Origin of the sequence: Glaciecola sp. 2405UD65-10, assembly GCF_048820975.1 — a bacterium.
In the GTDB taxonomy this organism is placed as follows: domain Bacteria; phylum Pseudomonadota; class Gammaproteobacteria; order Enterobacterales; family Alteromonadaceae; genus Glaciecola.
The window spans coordinates 550,978-574,917 of the sequence record NZ_JBMEUF010000001.1; the positions used below are offsets into that span (position 1 = coordinate 550,978).

At 39.2% G+C, this 23,940-nt stretch carries 19 protein-coding genes; 5 read left to right on the top strand and 14 right to left on the bottom strand.

Annotation, left to right across the window (positions count from 1 at the left end):
- Positions 1–7 precede the first annotated feature (7 nt).
- The 9 genes from fnr to ccoN form a co-directional block, all read right to left on the bottom strand.
- Entirely contained in the window at positions 8–742 is a 735-nt protein-coding gene (fnr, locus tag ACOI22_RS02520; protein ID WP_420669873.1) for a fumarate/nitrate reduction transcriptional regulator Fnr, read from the bottom strand.
- A 29-nt stretch (positions 743–771) separates the two neighbouring features.
- On the bottom strand, positions 772–1,440 hold the full coding sequence (locus ACOI22_RS02525; protein WP_420669875.1) for a sulfite exporter TauE/SafE family protein: 669 nt from the start codon (positions 1,438–1,440) through the stop codon (positions 772–774).
- Positions 1,433–1,639: a cbb3-type cytochrome oxidase assembly protein CcoS gene (gene ccoS / locus ACOI22_RS02530; RefSeq protein ID WP_420669877.1), complete on the bottom strand. Its 207-nt coding sequence runs from the start codon at positions 1,637–1,639 to the stop codon at positions 1,433–1,435. Before ccoS ends, ACOI22_RS02525 begins: the two co-directional genes overlap by 8 nt.
- A 19-nt stretch (positions 1,640–1,658) precedes the next feature.
- The gene (locus ACOI22_RS02535) at positions 1,659–4,094 is read right to left on the bottom strand and encodes a heavy metal translocating P-type ATPase (protein WP_420669879.1); all 2,436 of its coding nucleotides are present in this window, start codon (positions 4,092–4,094) and stop codon (positions 1,659–1,661) included.
- 14 nt (positions 4,095–4,108) lie between these two features.
- On the bottom strand, positions 4,109–4,600 hold the full coding sequence (locus ACOI22_RS02540) for a FixH family protein (protein WP_420669882.1): 492 nt from the start codon (positions 4,598–4,600) through the stop codon (positions 4,109–4,111).
- Between the two features lie 122 nt (positions 4,601–4,722).
- Positions 4,723–5,673: a cytochrome-c oxidase, cbb3-type subunit III gene (ccoP, locus tag ACOI22_RS02545; RefSeq protein ID WP_420669884.1), complete on the bottom strand. Its 951-nt coding sequence runs from the start codon at positions 5,671–5,673 to the stop codon at positions 4,723–4,725.
- Between the two features lie 4 nt (positions 5,674–5,677).
- Positions 5,678–5,860 (bottom strand): cbb3-type cytochrome oxidase subunit 3, encoded by a 183-nt coding sequence (locus tag ACOI22_RS02550; protein WP_420669886.1) that lies wholly within the window; start codon positions 5,858–5,860, stop codon positions 5,678–5,680.
- Between the two features lie 12 nt (positions 5,861–5,872).
- Positions 5,873–6,478 carry a cytochrome-c oxidase, cbb3-type subunit II gene (gene ccoO, locus ACOI22_RS02555; protein ID WP_420669888.1) on the bottom strand — a complete coding sequence of 202 codons (606 nt, stop codon included), beginning with the start codon at positions 6,476–6,478 and terminating at the stop codon, positions 5,873–5,875.
- On the bottom strand, positions 6,478–7,917 hold the full coding sequence (ccoN, locus tag ACOI22_RS02560; RefSeq protein WP_420669890.1) for a cytochrome-c oxidase, cbb3-type subunit I: 1,440 nt from the start codon (positions 7,915–7,917) through the stop codon (positions 6,478–6,480). Before ccoN ends, ccoO begins: the two co-directional genes overlap by 1 nt.
- A 208-nt stretch (positions 7,918–8,125) precedes the next feature.
- Here ccoN and ACOI22_RS02565 point away from each other — a divergent pair, with 208 nt between their 5' ends.
- On the top strand, positions 8,126–8,572 hold the full coding sequence (locus ACOI22_RS02565) for a hypothetical protein (protein ID WP_420669892.1): 447 nt from the start codon (positions 8,126–8,128) through the stop codon (positions 8,570–8,572).
- On the opposite strand, the gene bfr (ACOI22_RS02570) is transcribed toward ACOI22_RS02565, so the two are convergent.
- The 5 genes from bfr (ACOI22_RS02570) to ACOI22_RS02590 form a co-directional block, all read right to left on the bottom strand.
- On the bottom strand, positions 8,569–9,036 hold the full coding sequence (gene bfr, locus ACOI22_RS02570) for a bacterioferritin (protein WP_420669894.1): 468 nt from the start codon (positions 9,034–9,036) through the stop codon (positions 8,569–8,571). The two genes, ACOI22_RS02565 and bfr (ACOI22_RS02570), sit on opposite strands and share 4 nt — an antisense overlap.
- 3 nt (positions 9,037–9,039) lie before the next feature.
- Entirely contained in the window at positions 9,040–9,510 is a 471-nt protein-coding gene (bfr, locus tag ACOI22_RS02575; RefSeq protein ID WP_420669896.1) for a bacterioferritin, read from the bottom strand.
- A gap of 170 nt (positions 9,511–9,680) precedes the next feature.
- Positions 9,681–11,267 carry a cation:proton antiporter gene (locus tag ACOI22_RS02580; RefSeq protein ID WP_420669898.1) on the bottom strand — a complete coding sequence of 529 codons (1,587 nt, stop codon included), beginning with the start codon at positions 11,265–11,267 and terminating at the stop codon, positions 9,681–9,683.
- A gap of 636 nt (positions 11,268–11,903) precedes the next feature.
- Positions 11,904–15,041 carry an efflux RND transporter permease subunit gene (locus ACOI22_RS02585; protein ID WP_420669900.1) on the bottom strand — a complete coding sequence of 1,046 codons (3,138 nt, stop codon included), beginning with the start codon at positions 15,039–15,041 and terminating at the stop codon, positions 11,904–11,906.
- Between the two features lie 5 nt (positions 15,042–15,046).
- Positions 15,047–16,048 carry an efflux RND transporter periplasmic adaptor subunit gene (locus ACOI22_RS02590; RefSeq protein WP_420669902.1) on the bottom strand — a complete coding sequence of 334 codons (1,002 nt, stop codon included), beginning with the start codon at positions 16,046–16,048 and terminating at the stop codon, positions 15,047–15,049.
- A 331-nt stretch (positions 16,049–16,379) separates the two neighbouring features.
- Between ACOI22_RS02590 and ACOI22_RS02595 the strand changes: the two genes are divergently transcribed.
- The 4 genes from ACOI22_RS02595 (at position 16,380) to ACOI22_RS02610 (ending at position 23,705) form a co-directional block, all read left to right on the top strand.
- The gene (locus tag ACOI22_RS02595; RefSeq protein WP_420669904.1) at positions 16,380–18,272 is read left to right on the top strand and encodes a putative bifunctional diguanylate cyclase/phosphodiesterase; all 1,893 of its coding nucleotides are present in this window, start codon (positions 16,380–16,382) and stop codon (positions 18,270–18,272) included.
- Between the two features lie 231 nt (positions 18,273–18,503).
- Positions 18,504–21,425 carry a M16 family metallopeptidase gene (locus ACOI22_RS02600; RefSeq protein ID WP_420669906.1) on the top strand — a complete coding sequence of 974 codons (2,922 nt, stop codon included), beginning with the start codon at positions 18,504–18,506 and terminating at the stop codon, positions 21,423–21,425.
- 319 nt (positions 21,426–21,744) lie between these two features.
- Positions 21,745–22,674, top strand: a complete 930-nt coding sequence (locus ACOI22_RS02605; protein WP_420669908.1) for a LytTR family DNA-binding domain-containing protein — start codon at positions 21,745–21,747, stop codon at positions 22,672–22,674.
- Positions 22,675–22,790: 116 nt separating this feature from the next.
- On the top strand, positions 22,791–23,705 hold the full coding sequence (locus tag ACOI22_RS02610) for a hypothetical protein (protein WP_420669910.1): 915 nt from the start codon (positions 22,791–22,793) through the stop codon (positions 23,703–23,705).
- Positions 23,706–23,940: the final 235 nt, after the last annotated feature.

Below are 23,940 nucleotides of genomic sequence, written 5' to 3' on the forward strand. Positions count from 1 at the left end.
AGATTTGTTAAATAGCTCTAACCGATAATTCATTTTCAGGAATACGTTGCTGAACTGCATCAAAGTCTAAAATAGTGATTAACTTCCCTTCAACGCCAATCAAGCCTTCTTTTTGAAAGCGAGTCAGCAATCTAGAAATAGTTTCAACCGTTAAACCTAAATAATTGCCAATTTCGTTTCTTGTCATTGACAAGTTAAATTGCTTCGAAGAATAACCTCTTTCATCAAAGCGCTCTGACAAATGATTCAAAAAATGCAATAAGCGTTCTTCAGCGCTTCTTTTGCTTAACAACATCATTAGGTCATGATCGTTCTTAATTTCAGCGCTCATAAAACGCATAATTTGTTGTCTAAGCTTGGGGTAATCATTTGAAACTTGCTCAAGCGTTTCGTAAGGAAGCTCGCAAACCATTGCTGTTTCTAATGCTTGAGAATAGCTTTGATGTACGTCGTCTCGCAGGGCATCAAAGCCTATAATATCGCCAGGAAAATGAAAGCCAATGACCTGTTCAACGCCGTCTTTGTCGCTAATATAAGACTTAAAAGAACCTGAACGAACCGCAAACAATGAGGTGAATTTATCACCTGCATTCACTAACTTATCATGTTTATGAAGAGGGCGTTTACGTTCAATAATATCGTCTAATGACTCAAGTTCGTTCTTGCTTAGGCTAACCGGTAAACATAAATGGCTAAAACTGCAGCTTTGGCAGTGTATAGATAGTTCGGTTCCTTTGCTCATGAAGACTCTTTCATATAATAAAATCCAAGCTAATTTATACTACCAAATAGACTAAAGGTCAAAAACATTGCAAAAACAAATAGCAATAATGCGATTATTTGGCGCGTTCGTTTATGTTGCAAAAGAGGCAATAGGAAACTTGCACCCACGCTAGATGCAAGCAGTGCTGGCAAGGTACCCAAGCCAAAACTAAACATAAATAGCGCGCCTTGTATTGCATTGCCAGAAGCTAAACTCCACGATAAAGCCGAGTAAACTAAACCGCATGGTAGCCATCCCCAAATAAAACCATAAGCAATGGTATGAAAAGGGCTCTTAAATGGAATTAACTTTTTGCCTAATGGCGCAACCTTTCTCCAAAGTGTTCCGCCGGCTTTTTCAAGAGCAGATAAGCCCTTGTATAGGTCGCTAATGTAAAGGGCTAATAATAATAAAAAACCAATGCTTAACACTTGCAAGATGGCTAAGCCCGATGCTAATGAATTACTAAAAATACTGCCTAAATAACCAGTAATACCGCCTGCAATTGAGTAGGCTAAAATGCGACCCACGTTATACGCTAGCAAATAAGGGGATTGAGACGCTCCTTTAGGTATGGCAAAGGTAAATGCGCCAGCAATGCCGCCACACATTCCTATGCAGTGTACACCGCCAGCTAAGCCAACTAGAAAAGCAGATACGTAACTAAATTCAATCACTTTTGTGAGTACTACTATTTTCTTCTAGTTTGTCTGTTTCTGGCGTAGGGCTTTCTTTAAGGTCATCATCAAATAAAATACTGTAGCCCTGTCTTTCTAAATCATCAAATTGATTCGATTTAACCGCCCAGAAAAATACCGCTATAGCTATAGCAACTATTATAATGGCTAGTGGAATCAACACATAAATTATACTCATTACTTTTTCTTCTTGTTAACTAGCGCAATAGACGAGTAGAGTTATACACTACAATGATAGAACTTAAAGACATTCCCAAAGCTGCTTGCCAAGGCGTTAAAAGGCCCATAACAGCAAATGGCAATACCAATACATTATACGATAAGGCCCATGCAATATTTTGTTTGATTTTGCGCTTGGTTAATTTTGCCATTTTTAGCAAGTCTACAAGTGCATTTAATTTAGGATTAAGCAATACAATATCGGCGGCATTCTTGGCCAGATCAGAAGCATTCCCCACAGCAATAGAAACATCTGCAGCAGCTAAAACCGGTGCGTCGTTAATTCCATCGCCCAACATTAACACGCGCTTACCTTCTTGTTGTAATTGTTTAATGTAGTTTAGCTTGCCCTCGGGCGATTTTTCGCCAACCGCGTTGCTAATACCCACATTATTTGCCACCGCTTCTACATTAATTTGCAGATCGCCACTTAATATTGTTAAGTCGTTCCCCTTGAGCTTATTAACAATCTCCTTTGCATCCTTATGCAATGTGTCGCTTAACCAAAAAGCCGCAATAATTTCTTCGTTTATGCTCAGTAGAACATTTGCACCATAAGCATTCTTGCTATCGGTTTCACTTAAGGTACTTGTAGCGTAATTTGCCGTACCTATTTTACATTGCTGGCCGGCCACTATTGCACTTATGCCTTTACCTATGTCAATGTTTACGTCACTTACTAGCAAATCACTAATAGTTTCACCATGATCAAAAGCTAAGGCTATTGGATGTTCAGAATGTGATTCAATTAACTTGGCAATGGCTAACACATGCAACTCAGCTTCTTCAATATTGCCGTTGTGTGAATTTTCAATATACGCGGGTTTTAGCCATTGTTTACTTATTGAAAATTTACCTTGGGTTAAGGTGCCCGTTTTATCAAAAACAATATCGCTAGTCACAGTAAGCTGCTCAAGTGCATCAGCCCGTTTTAATAACACGCCTAATTTGTTTAACTTTGCCATGGCACAGGTGAGCGCGCTAGGTGTTGCTAGCCCTAAAGCGCAAGGGCAGGTTGCTACTAATACCGAAATGCTGTACCAAAAAGCATCTTCATTTCCTTGATTGTTCCAATATAAATAAGTCGCCAGTGCGATGAACAATACTGCACTCACAAAATAACGAGATAATGCATCGGCTACAGCAGCAACATGAGGCTTGTTCGCCATTGCCATTTCTTGTAATCGTAAAATTTGTGTCATCATCGCATGCTTCACACCTGCGCTTACCTTAATGATAACAGTACCTTGCTGATTTAACGAACCCGCATAAACCATGTCAGAATTTGATTTGGTAACAGGGTTAAATTCGCCGGTTAGCATGCTTTCATCAAAAGTGCTTTTCCCTTCTAGGATGTGTCCATCAACAGGGACTGATTCTCCCGCTTTAACCATCACAACATCGCCTTTGTTAACGAGTTTTGCAAGTACTGACACCCACTCATTATTTTCAAGTTTATACGCCGTTGCGGGAATGAGTTTGTGCATGTTGGCAGAAATTTGAGATGCTTTGTGGCGCGAACGATGTTCTAAAAAGCGGCTAATCAATAAAAAGAATATAAACATACATATGGATTCAAAATATACTTCTCCACCATTGTTGTTCACAGCAAAAAGCCCTGCTATATAGGTAGCTAAAATAGCGATAGTAACAGGCACATCCATATTCACGGTCCGTGCTTGAATAGCTTTCACTGCTCCTATGTAAAATACGCTTCCAGAATAAAGCACAACGGGGGTGGTTAGCAGCAAACTTACCGCATTAAAATAGGCAACCGCGTCTTCATCAATATTGCCTAAAATATCGAAATATTGCCCCATTGCAAGCATCATCACTTGCATGGTCATAATCCCCGCCAAACCCAGCTTTTTTAAATACGTTTTATATTCTTTCTTATAAGAGGCTTCATGGGTATCAGATTGAAAGGGAAGGGATTCATAGCCTATGCTTTTGAGGCGAGATAAAATAGCTGACAATTTAACTGCGCTAGCATCCCAACTGACGCTGGCCCGGCGAGCCGACACATTTACTGATACTTGTTTAACACCGGGCAGTTTCGCTAACTGTTTTTCAATTAACCAACCACAGGCAGCGCAAGTGATTCCCTCTACCGTTAATTGAATTTGGTTTTGATTGCCGTCGTCATATACAAATTCATCTTGTAACTCAGGCTCGTCGTAAACGGCAAGCTTTGAAAGTGTATTATCAAGTGCTGAATCACCCTTGGCGGCAGGTTCGGTTCTAAAGTCATAATAATTTTGCAAACCATTATCAACAATAGCTTGGGCTACAGCTTGGCAGCCCGGACAACACATATTATGGGTTTGCCCGGCAATAATGACAGGATATTTTGCACCTTCAGTATTTGGCAGCCCACAATGGAAACAAGCGCCAGGTGCTATTGTAATACTCATCGACTCAACAGACCTTAAGGATTAAATGCAAATGCTTGTTGTTGCGGCAGGTTAACCATTTGCTGTATTTTCCAACTTTCATCAATAGGTGTTAAACGAATTCGCCATTTACCATCTACATCGAGCGTGTCGCTATAGCGATAAACACCCGATGCATCCTGTGTTAAAAACACAGCAAAATCTTTAGCTTCAAGGGTAGCGTGGAAAAAGTCTAATTTAAGTGCTTCACCTGATTCGGGTGCACCGCTTAAAAATTGCAGTGAAATTTGGTTATCAAATACGCTCAATTCGGTTGTAATATTTAACGCTTTAGCAGCTTCGATTTTATCCAAACGAGAATTAATTGTTTTACCTTCTTTATAGTAGTCATCAACTACCAAAGAATTAGTACCATCGGTTGCAAGGCGAATAACCTGTGAACCAACAATTAGGGAAGATAGTGGGATAGCGATTAAAAACCAAGGCCAAAATTGTTTGTACCATGGTTTGGTGTCTTGTTCTTGCATGTTTTTCCTATAGAGGTCGCAGAGGCCAAATTATAAAATAAAGTATCAATATATACAAAAAAAGCCCCGTTAAACGAGGCTTTTTAACACATCTTATTGATGCAGATTAAACACGCTTATAATTACTGAGATAAGCTATAAACATAGGCCGCAACAACATGTACTTTGTTTTCGCCTAAGGTATCTTTGAACGCAGGCATAACGCCGTTTCTACCATAGTTTAGTGTTTGTGTTACTGCTGGAGTGGTACCGCCGTATAACCAAATGTTATCAGTAAGGTTAGGAGCCCCTAGCATTTGATTACCTTTACCATCCATACCATGACAAGCTGCACAAGCCATGAAGCGATTTTTACCAGCAGCGGCTAATGTAGAATCAACATCACGGCCGCTTAAGCTTAAGGTATAAGCAACAACTTCTTTTATACCTTGCTCACCAAAACTGGGTAACCAAGCAGGCATAGCTCCTTTGCGGCCATTAATTAGAGTTTCTTTAATTTTAGCGCCGCTACCACCGTACAACCAATCATTGTCGGTAAGGTTAGGGAAGCCACCACGCTGGCCACGAGCATCAGAACCATGGCACTGAGCACAATTTTGTAAGAACAATCGCTTACCTACTTGAACCGCTTCTTCGTTGCTAGCTAGTTCTTCAACAGGGGTTTTTGCATACTCTTCAAAAATTGGGTCAAATTTTTCTTGTGCTAGCTTAACTTCAATTGCGTATTCGTTAATGTTGCCATTAGCAATATCTTCAGCAAGCTGCTCTCTAGATTCTGCTAAAGAACGCACATCTTGGTTTGAACTTTCCCAACCTAAAAAGCCTTTAAACGCTCCTAAACCGGGGTAGGCTGCTAAATAAATGAAACCCCAAACAATGGTGACGTAAAACATGTTCGTCCACCACTTAGGAAGCTGATTGTTAATTTCAACTATGCCATCAAACTCATGGCCCATATCTTCGCCTTCAGCCACACCGGTTTTATTAGCTAAGGTCCACTTTAATAGAAACCAACAACCAATGATTGTGCCTAAGGAAATTACACTAATCCAAATTGTCCAAAACATACTCATGATGTTATGACTCCTGATCTTTATTTCTTAATTCGTTGTTATCGTTTATGTCTTCGTCGCCAATAATGCTATTAGCGACTTCATCAAATTTATCTTTGTTGCGAGAACTAAAGGCCCACCAGCACGCGCCTATAAATGCAACAAATACGATAACGGTAAAAATACTGCCAACTAATCCTTGGTCCATTTTAATGACTCATTATTTTAGATGAGTGCCAAGAGACTGTAGATAAGCTATCAGGGCTTCCATTTCTGTTTTCCCTTTAACAGCAGCTACAGCACCTTCGATGTCTTCATCGGTATAAGGCACACCTAGCATTCTGTTAACTTCTAGCTTTTTAACAATATCTTTGCCAGTCAACACATTTGTTTGTAACCAAGGGTAACCAGGCATATTAGATTCAGGAACTACGTTACGCGGATTATCTAAATGTACTCTGTGCCACTCGTCACTGTATCTTCCGCCTACTCGAGCTAAATCTGGACCAGTTCTTTTAGAACCCCATAAAAATGGACGTTCCCAAACCGATTCACCAGCTACCGAATAGTGGCCATAGCGTTCAGTTTCTGCACGGAAAGGGCGGATCATTTGGCTATGACAGCCAACACAGCCTTCACGGATATATATATCACGGCCTTCCATTTGAAGCGCAGTATATGGCTTAAGGCCTTTTACCGGCTCTAACACTTGCTGTTGAAACATTAGAGGCAGTATTTGCGCCATAGCACCAAAGCTTATAGCGACCAAAACCAAGATGGTTAAAAGACCAACGTTCTTTTCAATTAACTCATGTGCATTTTTCATTACTTAGCTGCTCCTAATGCTAAATCACCTTCGCTCTCTTGTGTTTTAGGGGCCATAATTGTTCTGTAGCAGTTGTAAGCCATAATTAGCATACCTGTTACTACAAACACACCACCAATAAAGCGCACAACATAGAAAGGATAAGAAGCTTTTAAAGATTCAACAAACGAATAGGTTAATGTACCGTCAGCGTTTACTGCTCTCCACATCATGCCTTGCAATACACCCGACATCCACATTGCAACAATGTATAGAACCACACCAATAGTAGCTAACCAGAAATGTACGTTAATTAACTTAGTGCTGTACATTTTAGGCTGTCCGAACAGAATAGGAACTAGGTGATAAATAGAACCAATAGATACCATTGCAACCCAACCTAGCGCACCAGAGTGAACGTGGCCGACTGTCCAGTCAGTGTAATGAGAAAGTGCGTTAACGGTTTTTATTGCCATCATTGGACCTTCGAAAGTAGACATACCATAGAAAGACAATGAAACAATTAAGAATCGTAGTATTGGGTCAGTACGAAGTTTATGCCAAGCACCTGAAAGCGTCATTATGCCGTTTATCATTCCGCCCCATGAAGGCACGAATAAGATAATAGACATAACCATTCCCAATGATTGAGTCCAATCAGGAAGTGCGGTGTAATGAAGGTGGTGAGGCCCAGCCCAAATATATAATGAGATCAGTGCCCAAAAATGCACTATTGATAAACGGTAAGAATAAACTGGGCGGCCAGCTTGTTTAGGAACGAAGTAATACATCATGCCTAAGAAACCCGCCGTTAGGAAAAATCCTACAGCGTTATGTCCATACCACCACTGCATCATTGCATCTACAGCGCCGGCATAAATCGAATATGATTTAAAGAACGTGACGGGCACGGCCATACTGTTGCCTATATGTAAAACAGCAACGGTTAGCATAAATGCACCTAAAAACCAGTTTGCTACGTATATATGCGAAGTTTTTCTAATAACTAAGGTGCCGAAGAAGTTTATGATGTACGCAACCCAAACCAAAGTAATCAAAATATCAATTGGCCATTCAAGCTCAGCGTATTCTTTACTTGAGGTATAACCAAATGGAAGCGTTAGAACGGCAGAAACAATAACCGCTTGCCAACCCCAAAAGGTAAAAGCAGCAAGTTTTGCACTAAAAAGTCTAACTTGGCAGGTGCGCTGTACTATGTAGTAACTACACGCAAATAATGCACAACCACCAAAAGCAAAAATTACTGCGTTTGTGTGCAAAGGACGTAAACGAGAGTAGGTTAACCATGGAATATCAAAGTTAAGTGCTGGTGCAAATAATTGCGCCGCGATTAATACACCTAACGACATTCCTATGATGCCCCAAACAACCGTCATGATGGTAAACTGCCTAACTACTTTATAATTGTAGTCAGGATGTACTTGGCTTGTGTCACTCATATAAAACTTCCACGTGGAGAAATAATTTAAACCCTAACTCGTGATGATTTACTTATCTATGGTCTCGTCCTAGTTGAGTGGGGCGATGAAGAGAAGTAAACTATGCACTTGTCGAGGGTAGATATTAATGTTTTTAAATACAAAAAGATACATTAGTGACGCAAGGATTGATCTTGGTCAATAAAGGAAACTTTACGGTTAACATAATGTGAACAAATTACATAGAAATATTAAAGCTTATGCACTCGCAGGCCTTATTCTGTTAGTGATTAGCGGTGCCATCATCAATCATGTTAATAAACCGTTAACAAACGAACATGTGTGTACTATTCAAGAAAAATTTTGTACGTTTTCAGATGGAGACTTGCGCGCAAGTGTAGAATTCGAACAAGTTCCCGTTGTGGAAGAAGAGCTTTTTGTCAAAATTGATGTAGATTCCGCTTGGCGCATACAAAAGGCATGGGTTGAAGGGATAAATATGTATATGGGAAAAACCCCTGTTTTATTTGAAGATAATAACAATAAAAAGAGGGGAGTAACGTTTTTAGGAAGCTGCAATTTATCTACTATGCAATGGCATATATATATTGAGGTAAAAAACGACAACACGGGCACAGTTAAAACGATTCCCGTGTTGTTTAGTACAAGTAATTAGATTTGTGATTGAAGGAAGTTTTGCAAGCCTAAGCGTTTAATTAGGCCTAGTTGCTGTTCAAGCCAGTGAGCGTGGTCTACTTCTGTGTCATCTAATAACACAACTAACATATCACGTGTTACGTAGTCTTTTTCTGTCTCACAAATAGCAATAACTTCTTTCAGTTTAGCTGCTACTTCGTACTCAACTCTTAAATCACTTTCAAGCATATCAGGTACTTCAACACCAATTTGTAAGCCTGTTCGAGTTGTCATGTCAGGGCGCCCGCCTAGAAATAACATGCGATCAATAAGTTTCGTAGCATGACCTTTTTCATCATCAAATTCATGACTAATTCGATCATACAATTTTGTTAGGCCCCAATCTAAATACATTTGAGAATGAATGAAGTATTGGTCCATTGCCGCTAATTCATATCCTAACAATTGGTTAAGACCGCTAATAACTTTTTGGCTACCTTCCATTATTTAATCCTCCACTTGAGTTTGAAGATAATTTTCTATGCTCATATGATCAATCTGATATAGCTGGGTTTCTATCCAATCAGCATATTCTTCTTCATATTCTAAAATTTCTGTTAATAAATCGCGGCTAACGTAATCTTGCTCCGTTTCACATAAAGCAATCGCATCTTTTAATTTAGGAATTTGTTCATTTTCAAATTTTAAATCACAATTTAAACATTCAACAGTATCTTCACCAATATATAACTTACCCAGCATCTGCAAATTTGGTAAGCCCTCTAAAAATAAAATGCGCTCAATTAAGCAATCAGCTTGTTTCATATCTTTGATAGACTTTTTATAAGCAGCGTTATTTAAGCCGTTTAATCCCCAGTTTTTATGCATGCGAGCATGTAAAAAATATTGATTAATGGAGGTGAGTTCTACGGTAAGAATTTCGTTTAGCGCTTTAACTACGTTTAAAGAACCTTTCATTTGTATATCCTAAGCATCTATTATGCGCACAGAGTAACATAAACGCGGGCTATTTAAACTATGTTTAGTAGCAGGTGTGAAAAATAACCCTTTGAAATCAGTGTTATACGAAAATAAATCATTCTCATTTACACTTAGTTTAAGGTGCTGATTTGCACCCTAAACTATAGTTATTTGTTTTTAGACGCATTTCTTTCAGACAACAGGCTGATACTTTCTTCAGCGAAACCAAGGCCAGCGTCTGTAAAAAAGTTAAACACTTTATCAACGCCACTTGATAACAAAGGCGCGACTTCATCTTCATAGCGTGCAATTGCGGCAATTTTACCTGTGTACTCAGCGTTCCTTAATTGCGCAGTAATATTTGATGAGTCATCAATTGAGGGAAGAGCGAGCAGAACTAATTTAATATTGGAAAAATCAATACTTTCCCAAAAATCGATATTTTCACCATCTCCCATTATGGTATTCGGCGATACCTCTAACAGTTGTTTTACTCTTCTTTCATCTGCGTCCATTCCCCAAACAGTGTCACCTAAAGAACTAGTAAGTGCACTAAATGCACCTTTACCAACGCGTCCCATACCAATAACAAGCACCTCTGCTTTTGACATACATGGGTGTTGATCTTCTTTTAATACACTAGAAGATTGAAAACGCTTAAGGCGATCTTTAAGACGCGCGTATTGCTGATGTGATTTACGGTAAAATAGGCTGGTGACTACGAACGAAATAGAAACTGCCTGCGCAACTATTACTAGCCAATCGCTGCTCAACATATTTGCCGACACGGCAACGGCAATCACTATTAAGCCAAATTCACTGTAATTAGACATCACAAGGCTTGATAAATAAGCGGTTCTTACTCGAAGTTTAGCGCGCGTAAATACAAAGAAGAACATCAAATATTTAAGAGGTAATAGTAAGGCAAGTAATATTGCTATTACTGTCATTTCTAGGGTGGGCATAGCGCTTAGGCCAATAGTTAAGAAAAAGCCGATAAGGAAAAGATCTTTGAACGTTAACAACGATTTAGACAGTTCTGATGACTTGCTGCTAGGCGCTAGCAAAACTCCCATTATAAGTGCGCCTAAATCACCTTTTATTCCAACCAGGTCAAACAAAAAGTAAGCCCCTAGAGCAAAGGTTAAGCCGCACAGCGGAAGTAACTCGCCATGCCCAACTTCTTCTATAAGCTTACGTAAGAATGGCACTAAAGGAATAAGCAAAAACAGTAGTAGGGCGTAAATAGACGGAATTTTGCCGGTAGCCACCACTAAAAATAATACGGCGAAAATATCTTGCATCACCAAAATGCCTATTGCCACCTTACCATGGCGTGTTTTATTTTCGCCTGATTCTTCAAGGATTTTAACGACACAAACGGTTGAACTAAAACTTAATGCAAAAGCAATTAATGCGGCTTGTTCGTATGATAAGCCAGAAAAGAAGGGCACAGACAAAGCAATAAATGCGGTGAATATTGCCGTAATAAGCGCAATCCAAACACTTGAATGAACAACAGAGCCCAAGCATATTTCAGATTTGGCTAAATCCTTAATGTTCAGCTTCAAACCTATAGTGAACAGCATAATAGTAATGCCTAAATTTGCAATTGTGTCTAAGGTACTATTTGACTCATAACCCAAAGCATTTAAAACGAAACCAGCTATTAGATAGCCAATTAACGGAGGCATATTAATTAGCTTGCAAGCGAAGCCAAAAATGAAAGCGATAAGTAAGAGGGTAAATTCCATAAAACAATAATCAACTGAGTCAACGCTGTATCGGTATGTTTATGAATCTATCATGAAATATATGCATTATGAAATATTACAAAGGAATCAATTTGTTAGTTGCCGACTAAAAGCTTAATAAAACGGTGCCAAGGCGTTTCATTAAGCTACAACTAATAAGCATCACAACAACAATGTAAAATTAATGCTTGAGTGCATAAACCTCTTTTTCAGAAAGAGAACTCTTAAATGCATGTATAAATTTGACTATATAAGCATAGGGCACTTTCTCTTGCTTCTCCAATGCCCTTAAAGTTTGTAATTTGCAATTTAATTTAAGAGCAATGCAACTTAATGGAATGCGCTTGTGCGTAACTAATTTAATGAAATTTTTACCAGTCATCTCATACTCTCCAAAACGTTTTACTTTTTTAAGATACTTCATGAGAGGCCAACTTTTTGACCTTGAACATAATTTTAACATTTACTTTACAATGCAGTCTAGCGAAAAATTTAGCGTTTGTTAATTGTGCCGTATTTTATATATGTATAAAAAGCTATACCCATAATTCAAAAGCTATTAAAAGCGGTCATTATTAGGCCTAAAAACTAAGTAAAAAGAGCGCCCAATTGGTTACACGTAACCCACGAAAGCTTCTAGTTATGAGCGCCCGAATCTTTTAGCTCTTGTTCCAAAGCTTTTGCCTCATCGGCACGTGCTTTTGACAAATTCGCTAACCAAAAGTATAGAACAGGGGTTAAATAAAGGGTGAAAACGACCGCTAAACCGAGCCCTCCAAACACCACCCAACCAATGGCATTTCGTGCCTCAGCCCCAGCTCCTGATGATAAAATAAGCGGTAATCCGCCTAAAACGGTAGACATGAGTGTCATCATTATAGGACGCAAACGAACCTTGCCCGCAGATAAAATAGCCTCTTTTACATTCATTCCCTTGTCGCGCATTTGGTCAGCAAACTCAACCAATAAAATACTGTTTTTGGCTAATAAGCCAATTAACATCACTAAGCCAATTTGTGAGTAAATGTTAATACTGGTGCCGGTTAAATATAAGGCGAAAATAGCTGCCGCAATACCAAAAGGCACCGTTAACATAACGACAACGGCGCTAATTACGCTTTCAAATTGAGCGGCTAATACAAGCAGTACTACAATAAATGCTAGAATATAGGTATACATTACTTGGTTTGATGTTTCTTCGAAGGTTTTGGCTTCTCCTAAGAATACAATCCCAATACTCTCGGGTAACTCTTCATTCGCTAGCTCTCGTAGCACGCTAACAGCTTCTGCCATAGTGTATTCATCTTGTAAATCAAGGTCGATTTCAATTGCTCTTCGTTGTGCATGGCGCTCAAGCTCAGCTGCGACCCCTTCTTCGCTAATGTATGCAAGGCTTGATAAGGGCACAAGTTGGTTAGCACCATTACTTCCTTGTTGATTTGAACGAACAAACAAGTTGTTTAAATTAGATGGGTCACCAAGATTTTTAGAATTCGCTATTAATATTATAGGAACAGATTGGTCACCCACGTTTAAATCAGCCACATCGTCGCCATTAATAGCCACACGGAGCGTCCTTGATATATCTGAAAATGATACGCCAAGTTCTTCTGCTCGGCGCCTATCAATATTAATGCGTAACTGCGGTTGTGTAGGTTTGTATGATATGTCAGTTTCACCAATATCAGGAAACCGCTCCGCTATTTTTGCTGTAAAAGACAAAGATGCCTCATAAATGCTTGCGTAATCATTGCCGGTTAAGGCGAATTCCAGCCCTCCGCCTTGGCCGCGAAGGTTTAAGCTATTTGTTCCTCTTACTCTTGCAGGTGCACCTGCAATGTTGGCGATAGTTGGGTTTAACTTATCAATAATTTCAGATTGTGATTGGCTTCGATCGTCCCAGTGGGCAAGTGGTACGGTCATAAATACAATGTTAGGATCCCATCTTCCTACAATGGTATAAATTGATTCAATATCGCCATTTTCAACAAACGGTATAAGGGCATCTTCCATTTGAATAGCTTGGCGGTCCATAAAGTTTATACCAACACCATCAGGTCCCCGAGCAAAAATACGTAAATTACCGCGGTCTTCTTCGGGTAATAATTCGTTATCGATTTTTGAATAAACAACAAACGCGGCATAGCCGCTTAATAAGCTGGCAATTAAGACTAAAATACTTTTGGAAAGTGCCCAAGCAAGTGATTTTTCATAAGCGCTTGCGAGCACATTACCAATTTTAGCTAAGGGATGCTTTTGATTTTCTTTTACAGGCAGCTTTGCAGTGAGCGCGGGCACTAATGATAGCGCTACGAAAGAAGAAATAATAACGGCTGAGGCTAATATCCCACCAAATTCTTGAAACAATTTTCCTGCGGTAGAGGGTAAAAAGGCTATTGGGATAAATACCGCAGCGAGTACGGCCGTAGTTGCAATCACGGCGAAGAAAACTTCTCGGCTTCCTAGCACTGCGGCAGCTCGACGCCCCAGCCCTAAGGAACGCTTGCGCTGAATATTTTCACTTACCACTATAGCGTCATCTACTATTAGGCCTGTTGCTAGTACTAAAGCAAGAAGCGTAAGTATGTTAATTGAAAAGCCAAGTACCCACATGATTGCTAAAGAACCTACTAATGAAACAGGAATAGCTAAAGCGGGGACTATAGTGGCTCTCCCAGAACCTATAAACAGCCACAAAGTCACTATCACTAACGCAATAGTAAAGCCTAAAGAGGTCACCACTTCTTCAACTGAGCTTCGTATAAACTGCGCATCATCAGATGTAATGGCTATGTCTAGCTCTGGAAAGCGTTCACGTATCTCTTTTGTCAGTTTTAATACTTCATCTGAAATCTCTATGGTGTTGGAGCTTGCTTGGCGCAAAATTCCTATCCCCACAACGGGTGTGCCATCTAACCTTACCAAACTTCGCGCATCCGCAGGTCCAAAGTAAACATCGGCTACATCCGAAACTTTGGTATCATCTTGAATAATAATATTACCAACATCTTGTGCATTTACCGACGTTGCGTCTGCGCGAACAATTAAAGTTTGATCGGTAGAACGCAAACTACCAGCAGGCACATCGAAGGGGGCTAATGATAGCGCGTCTGACACTTGAGTAACTGATAAACCAAAGCTGGTTAAGCGAAGAGGGTCAATAGTTACGCGCATTACACGTTCTCTATCACCGTTTAAGTTAATATCGGCAACACCAGGAATACTCAAAAATAATGGGGCAACGTCACGCTCAACCACTTCCGTTAAGGCTTCTAAACTAAGGGTTTCGCTAGATACAGCTAAACTAACTACCGCTTGTGCATCGTTATCAGCTTTTACAATAGACAAGCGTTCAACGCCATCGGGAAGTTCACGTTGTACTCGAGCAACGGCTTCACGGGTTTCGTTTGCCGCGTCTTCTAAATTAATTCCCGGCCTAAATTCTACGCGCACTCTAGAATTAGCTTCTTCGCTTTGTGCTCGAATAGTTTGCACGCCATTTACACGTGCAACAGCGCCCTCAAGTATACTGGTAATTTCAGTATCAACCGTTTCAGGAGAACCGCCAGGAAATGATGCAGAAACAGTAAGGCGAGGGCGGTCAACATCAGGGAGTTCTCTTACCTCCAAACTTGATAAAGCTGCAAACCCACCTAAAATAATGAGTAAGTTTAGGACCACAATCAATACGGGGCGCCTTACTGATAAAGACGGTAAATCATTAGTCACCGCTTGATTGTTTGCATTATTATTGATTTTACTTTGTAAGCTCATAATAGTTACCTTGTTTCAACAATATCTACAGACTGGCCCAAACGTAAGCGCTGCGTACCTTCTACAATTAACACATTACCTGCAGCTAAATTGCCCTCTACTAGCACTCTACCTCGCAAGCGTTGTTTAATTTGCACGTCAACCCGTTTGGCTACATCATTTTCAACAAGCCAAACGTAAGCCCCATCGGTGCCCCACGACAAACCTGATTCAGGCACGGCAACGTAACTATCTCCTAGTGCATTCACTGTTACCCTAAAACTCATTCCGGGTAAAAAGCCTTTAGTATTATCAAATAGGGCTCTAAAACGAAGGGTTCTATTTTGGCTATCAACCCTTGAATCAATTTGGCCTATTCGAGCTTGTATATTAACGCTGCGATCACTCCATGGTTGCAACAATACACTTGAGTTGTCAGTGAGCAGGGCATTTAGGCCTGATTCAGGCGCAGAAAAATTAACATAAAGTTGTTTACTATTATCAATGGTCGTAATTAGCGTTGAGGTAGTAATTCTATCGCCTACTTCCACATCGCTCAAACCCACAATACCTGAAAACGGCGCAATAACTTTTCTATCTTCCAATTCAACTTCAGCTTCGCTTAGTGCCACTTGTGCCAAATCTTTGATTGTTTCGGCCTCATCAATGGCGCTTTGTGTAACGGCACCTTTAGTTTGACTCAACTGTAAGCGCTCTAAATTTCTCTTTGCATCTTTTAATTCAATAACGGCGCGCTGCACAGCAACTTGTTGGCGCCTGTCATCAAGCTCAACTAGCACGTCACCTTGCTCAACAGCTTGGCCTGGTGTGAATAACACCTTAGTGACTTTGTCTGACACTGCAGGATAAATGTTGACTGATTGAAACGCTTCGGCAGTTCCTACCGCTTCAATCGTTGTGGTTTGCTTTTCAAATTTAACAGGCTGAACAATAACCGGCGTAGCATTAGTTTGCGCACTAACATGAACACTAAAACAGAGTAAAAGCGCTGAAATTCGTAGATGCAAAACATATATCCTTTTTGTTTGTTAGCTTAATTACATAGAGTGCAAGTATGTTACTACAGAGCGGCGAGTTTTGATCAGTAAACGCATTTCATTTTTGCACCATTGATGTAATAGAGACCGGTGCGCTCGCCTACTATTTATCAAATTAAGGTCTATATAACGTAGGTTTGCTTACAATTGTCATATAAAAAGAAGAGAAATTGCCGATACATTATTATTGACGCGCAAAATACCTATAAGTTGTAATAAATAGTAAATGATGATTTGTTCTGAATATGACTAAACTAAACATAAAAAGCATAATAAACGTGCATTTGAACCATTAAATTATATGACTAATACCCATCATTCCACAGCAGGCCAACAAGATATGTTAGCAGTCCGATATAGCCGTCGTTACCGGCTATGTCAGGTTTTAACAATTCTTGGGGTAATTTTCTTATTTGCACTGGGGAGCCTTAGCCTAATAGATAATGCTCATATTCTGGGAGCTCTATTAATAAGCAATGGTATTTTAGGTTTGTTGAACCTATACCTACTAAGCCGCACCAAAAACGTTGAACGAGCCGCTTTAATTTTAAGTGGTATTTTGTTCGTTCTATCCATGAGCTTAATTATTACTGGAGGCAAAAGTAACACGGGAATATTGTGGGTTTATCCTATTGCGGCCATTAACCTTTTTATCAACCGTTTCTGGCCAGCGGTGTTTGTATTTTGTATTTTCAGCGTTTGCAGTATTTTATTATTATTAACGCCATTGTCATTTCTATTAATGACCACTTATACCATTACTGAAGCGATTCGCTTTTTGCTTACCATGTTGGCTTTGAACTCTATATGTTTAGCCGCACTACGTTCTGAAGAACAAGCTTATCAAACAATTATGCAATTGCATGAAGATGATATTCGTCAGATGGCTTATTATGACACCTTAACAGGGCTACCTAACAGGTGGAGTTTTAAATCAAATTTACAGCGAGCCATAGAGAAAGCTAAAAAAGACGAACAAAGTATTGGCTTATTGTATATTGATCTTGATAATTTTAAGCAAGTAAATGACCAATTTGGACATGAAGCCGGTGATAAACTATTGCTAGAGTTTAGCGAGCGTCTTTCAAATGCTATTCGTCCTGCAGACAAATTACATATGCCGATGGCAGGAAGTTTGGCAAGATTAGCGGGCGATGAATTTGTTGTACTTTTACCCAATATAAAAAATGCATCAAACGCGAGTGATATTGCAGAGCGTATATTAGCCATTTTCAATGGCGGCTTTGTAGTTGATGGCGCAAGCCACATGGTTTATGCAAGTATTGGCATTTCTATATATCCCGATGATGCCACGGAGCCATCAGAATTGCTTCATAACGCTGATGCTGCAATGTATAACGCCAAACACAATGGTCGAAATTGCTTCAGGTTTTTTACGCAAGAAATTGCTGAAAATTTACGACAACGTCAACAAATAGAAAACGGTTTAAAGCTAGCCTTAATTGAAGATTATTTCACTTTAGTTTACATGCCCATTTTTGATTGCAAAAATAAAACAGTTGTAGCGCTAGAAGTACTGCTACGTTGTAGCAGCCCTGAATTAGAAGGAATAGGGCCAGACCAATTTATTCCTGTGGCAGAAACTACTGGATTGATAAAAGAAATTGATTTATGGGTAATAAGCGAGGCATTTCAAGCACTTTCACTATTGCAATCAGAACATAAATTTAAAGGAATGGTTTGCATAAACATATCTGGTGTCGAGTTGAAAAATGAAAATTTTCCTACACAGCTTAAAAATCAGTTAACTACACATAAAATAGATCCTAAGTATATAGAACTTGAAGTCACTGAAACTGCATTCGTAGTAGGCGACGTCACTAATTTGAAAATACTAAACGAACTTCATGAATTGGGTGTATCTCTAGCGCTAGACGACTTTGGGACGGGATACACTGCATTTAATCAACTAATTCATTATCCAGCTGATTGTTTAAAGATTGATCGCTCATTTGTAAATGACCTTTTTTCAGAACGAGAAGCGCGAAATAAAATGGTAATGATTATTCAAAACTTAGCCGAACTTTACGATCTCCGCGTTATCGCAGAAGGCGTTGAAACAGAAGCTCAACTTACTTATTTAACAGAGATTGGCTGTGATTGGGCTCAGGGCTACTATTTATCACGTCCGCTATCGTGGAATAACTTAATCAATTTCTTGAAGGCTCACTAAAGCTACCAGAACTTTTTTTCACAAAGCTTTAGTAGAAAGAATGTTACAGGATATGTCCATTTCAGGTTTAAGTGTTGTTGTTTTGGCTTACTTTGTCTAGAGTTAGCCGTAAAGTAGATATTGTTGATGTTAAGTATTCGTGGTGTAAGCTAGGTTTAATATTCAACTTTTCACTTTCTACAAATTAAAAGTACATTCATTTTATAAAAACATAATAATCATGGACAGAACGTGAAAATAAAATCTTCAATAAAAAAGACTCACCTAGCTTTATCCATAACAACAGTTATTTTATTATCGGCTTGCGGCACCACCGAACTTAAAACAGAGAACAGCCAAAATAAAAACACTGTTGTTGAAAACATAGATGGAGGGGTGCAAAAAGAAGCAAACCAATCTAGTACTTCAAATAACTTCGAGCTTCCTTATGAGTCATTTACCTTAAGCAATGGTTTAAAAGTGATTCTTCATCAAGACAAGTCAGACCCAATAGTGGCCATATCTACTATTGTTCACGTGGGTTCAAGCCGCGAAAAACCGGGGCGTACAGGCTTTGCTCATTTTTTCGAACATATGTCATTTAATGACTCTGAGAACGTGCCCAAAGGGGCTAACCGAAAAATGATCCCCGAATTAGGAGGGTCACGAAATGGCGGTACTTGGAGTGACGGCACTATATATTATGAAGTAGTGCCTAAAGATGCCTTTGATAAATTGCTTTGGATTGATTCTGATCGCCTAGGGTATATGATCAATACTGTTGACAAAGGTACTCTGGAGCGCGAAAAGCAAGTTGTTAAAAACGAAAAACGCCAACGAGTTGATAACCGGCCTTATGGTCACGTAGGCCATGTGGTTAAAAAAGCACTTTATCCCAAGGATCATCCATATAACTGGACAGTAATTGGTGATTTAGAAGATTTACAAGCAGCAACATTAGCTGATGTGCGTGAATTCTATGAGCAGTTTTACGTACCCTCAAATGCAACTATGGTGATAGCTGGTGATATTGAAATAGCAGAAACTAAAGCAAAAGTTCAACAATGGTTTGGCGAAATAGAAGCAGGGAAGGTTGTTGATAAAATGAAACCGCAGCCCGTTACTTTGGCTAACACTAAAAAGCTCTATCATTTAGATAACTTTGCTAAAATTCCTGAAATTCGTTTAACTTTCCCCACAGTTGAGAGCTATCACAAAGATGCCTATGCACTTAATGCTTTAGGAGAAATATTGTCATCTGGTAAACAGGCTCCTTTGTATAAAACGATTGTTGAAGAGAAAAAGCTAGCACCGGGTGTATATGCCTGGAATAGGTCAGAGGAAATCGCAGGCACCTTTACTATGATGGTTCGCGGCAACGCTGGCACAAAACTAGACACTATTTATTCAGCGATAGAAGAAGCTTTAGATGACTTTGACAAGAATGGATTTAGCGAAGCGCAACTTACGAAAATAAAAGCCAAGCAAGAAACATCATTTTTCTATGAAATTGAGAGTGTTTTAGATAAAGCGCAAACCTTGGGTCGCTATAATGAGTTTGCAGGTTCACCCGAATTTATAAAAGAAGACATCAAAAATATTACGTCTGTAAGCGTTGATGATGTGAAACGTGTATTTGAAAAGTACATTAAAGACAAGCCAAGTATAATAACGAGTTTTGTGCCTAAAGACCAAAAAGACCTTGTTGTAACGGGCTCGCTAAAAGCGAATGTGGTTGAAGAGGTAATTAAGCAGGGTAAAGAACAACAGTTCGTTGAAAATGATGCAATAACATTTGAAAAAACGCCAAGTAAATTTGACCGCAGTGAACCGGAACTTACTGAGCTTCCAACCTTAACAACACCGCAAGTATGGCAAACAACTCAAAGCAATGGGCTGAAAGTTTATGGTATAGAGCAAAATGAATTACCCATTGTAAACTTCAATTTAGTGATTGAAGGAGGCCAGCAGTTAGAGGCACTTAACAAATTGGGAACGGCATCACTGATGGCTGCACTAATGAATGAAGGAACGAAGAATAAAACGCCACAAGAATTAGAAGAAGCCATTGGGATTTTAGGCGCTAGCTTACGAGTATCAAGTAGCTTACAGAATGTGACCATTTCAGGTAGTTCCTTAGCTAAAAACTTTGATTCTACTATTGCGCTATTAGCAGAAATATTGATGTTGCCACGATGGCAAGAAAGCGAGTTTGAACGATTAAAATCAACGCGCTTAACCGTAATAAACCAGGGTAAAGGCGATGCAAGCACCATTGCTAGAAATGCTTTTTTCAAAACACTTTATACGGATTCTCATGTGGCAGGAAATCCAGTGGGTGGAACCGAAAAAACGGTAAGCAATATTGCATTAAGTGACTTAAAGCAATACTACCAACAGAACATATCACCTAAAATGGCAACGTTTAACGTGGTGGGTAGCGTGTCTAAAGAGCAAGTAACTAAAGCCTTAAGCAAGCTAAATATGTGGCAAGGCGAAGATGTTGTGTTGCCCGAACAGCCCGCTATACAACAGCGCAAAAAACCAAGCTTATACTTTATTGATGTGCCCGGAGCAAAACAATCAGTCATAATGGCCGGTAAGCCGGTAGTAAATGGTGATGATGCTGAATTTTATCCTATACAAGTTGCTAACAACCGCCTTGGTGGTGGTATGAGCGCGCGGTTGGCCCAAACGCTTCGCATTAAAAAAGGCTACACATATGGCGCTTATTCGTATATTCGCGGCGCAAACTACCAATCTCCGTTTGTAGCATCGTCTCAAGTGCGCACAAATGTAACGCTAGAGTCTTTAGAAATATTTAAAGACCTTATTGGTAATTACAAAAATACCTACAAAGAAGAAGATCTAGCAGTCACTAAAAATATGATCTTGAAAGGTAACGCACGTAAGTTTGAAACCTTAGATCAGTTACTCGGTATGTTAACTGAAATGAGCCGTTTTAAACGTGAAGCTAATTTTGTGGAACAGCAACAAGAATATCTTAAGTCAGTAGAGTTAGGGGCTATTCATAAACTAATAGATAAGCACTTTGATGAACAGCAAATGATTTACCTTGTTGTTGGTGACGCACAAACACAGCTAGCAAGAATGAAGCGTTTTGGTTATGGAGACCCAGTTGTATTAGATATTGAAGGTAATCCAACAATGTAAGTGAATATAAACGTTTGACTTGAATGTCCATAGGTTTAAGAAAAAGGTGATGTTAGCAATAGCATCACCTTTTTTTGTGCATGTTCGATAAGCTAAGTTTGCAGAGCTTATCCTTTATGATACGCATGACATTGTAATTTACACGCCATAAAAAACTTACACAATTAGACATTTCACTAAACCAACGTAGTCAAAAAGACACCAGTCACAAGGGAGTAGAAAATAGCTTTCATCAGCATTATACTCAAACAATCACTTCTTATAGTAAACACAAATAATGTTGACGATTCATCATTAATAAACAGAGCGTTAAAAATTCATGCACGGTAGCTTTATTCAAACTACTAAAAATATATTAAAAAACACGTCTATTCTCGATTTGCCTTCATTAACAACGCAAGTGGTGATAATGGGTAACAGCGCCTTTGTCATGCTGTTTCTCATTGTATTTCAGCCATTTCAACTGCATCGTTCTAGTATTGGTGACTTACTTATTGTGGCTTTTTTAAGTGCGCTGTATATTTATGTCATCCATTCTGGCCTGTTATTTTTATTTAAAAAGTATCTGAACCTAGCTCGTCGCAAAAGAAATAGAGAAGGGCAGCAAACAAATTCTTTGTTCGAAGAATATTCGGTTTCTACTTGCGTGATATTACTCGTATCAATAGCTATGTTTATTACTCGAACTATCTTTGCAGAAGTGCCATTCACCCTTGAAAATATGTTTCTCTTTCTTTTTTATGGCGTTTTGTTAGCGCCGATATTAATCGTTATTACGCGCACCGTGATAATAATTAGGGGCTTATTTGCGTTGACACAACAAAAAAAAGTTGGGCCCCAAAACGATCATCCTGATCTTGCAGTTGTAGACCTTGGGATAAGCAAAACTATACCTTCAATGATTACTTTAGAAGGCAGTTCACCAAATGAATCTGTGGATTTATCAACAGAACATTTTCTATTTGCACGTGCACAAGGAAACTATGTCAATATCATCGTAGAGCATGAAGGGAAACGTAAAAATGTAATGATTCGCTGCACAATTGCATCGTTGGAAAAACAACTCAAACCAATTGAGTCTGTAGTACGATGTCATCGCTCTTACCTTGTAAATTTGAAAATGACAACAAACATACTGTCTATTAATCAGTCTAAACGACTAGAGCTTTTGCATTCTGACCTGTTGGTACCACTTTCTCGAGCATATTACAGCCATATCAAAGAAATGCTTTTAATTAAATTTGACTAGAAGGAAGTGCTAGTCAACTCGTCACAAAACCCTTCAATTCGTCACAAATCACTTAACAAACATGCTTCAGTCATAGATTATCTCCAAGGCAATCACTTAAGAAGGAGAAATTAGAAATGACACTTAACTTATCAGTATTACGCACATTTGTTTGCATTTTAGCGATCGTTTTATGTGCTGGATGCTCCTCATATAAATATTTTTTACCAAAAGGCCCCGACCTTATCGAAATCCAGTCAATACAAGATGGTTCTAGCTATTTCGTTATGAATGCTTACAAGCACTCTGGCAGAAAAACAATACGCGTTTGGTCATATAAGCCTGAGCGTTGGGCAAGTGGCGACAAAGTTCTTGTTGTTATGCACGGAATGTCTAGAAACGCCAAAGTATATCTTGATGAATGGAAAGAGATTGCACAAAAGAAAAACATACTCGTCATTGCGCCAGAGTTTCATAGCAAATTTTATAGAATTACCACGAACGATTACCAAGATGGCAACATATATGATTTTTTTGGAAGGAAAAATCCGAAAGAAGAATGGGCATTTCAAGTAATCGAAAACATAATTGATCACATTAACGAGCAAAATGCTTTCGAGATTAATCGGTTTGATATTTTTGGACATTCGGCAGGCAGTCAATTTGTCCATCGAATGATACTGATGTTTCAGAATAGTCGCGTTAACAAAGCTATAGCCGCAAATGCGGGTGTCTATACATTTCCAGATGCATTCGGTGACTACCCGTATACCTTACCGAGAGAGCATCCTTCTTTGTCAAATGCTTTTAGGGCAGAGTTAGTCATTCTTCTTGGTGAAAATGATACGTCTAGCACGAGCGGATTTCTAGATGAGTCCGATCTCGCTATGCGACAAGGTAAAAATAGATTAGAGCGTGGTAAGCAATTTTTTAGAATAAGTGAAAAGTTAGCAATAGAAAGCGGTCATCTCTTCAATTGGGACTTGAAGATCGTACCTGATGCAGGCCATAACAAACGCCAGATGATACAAGCAGCGGGTGAACTTCTCTAGGTTTCGTTTACATGAATTGAAGTATTCCAGCAGTTTTTTAGAGCAGGGCCGGCCTGCAATGAAATGAAGTCTAACTATTTAAAAGACTGCTGATAGATATTGCTCTGCCAACGGTAAATGAGCAAGCTTCCTTTATGTACTTAGTAGGCAGACTATTTAAATGTTATCAGTGTCACTTTCTTCTACTTGAAAAACTTCAAAGGTTACATGATTGAAAATGCGACTTACAGCAGTT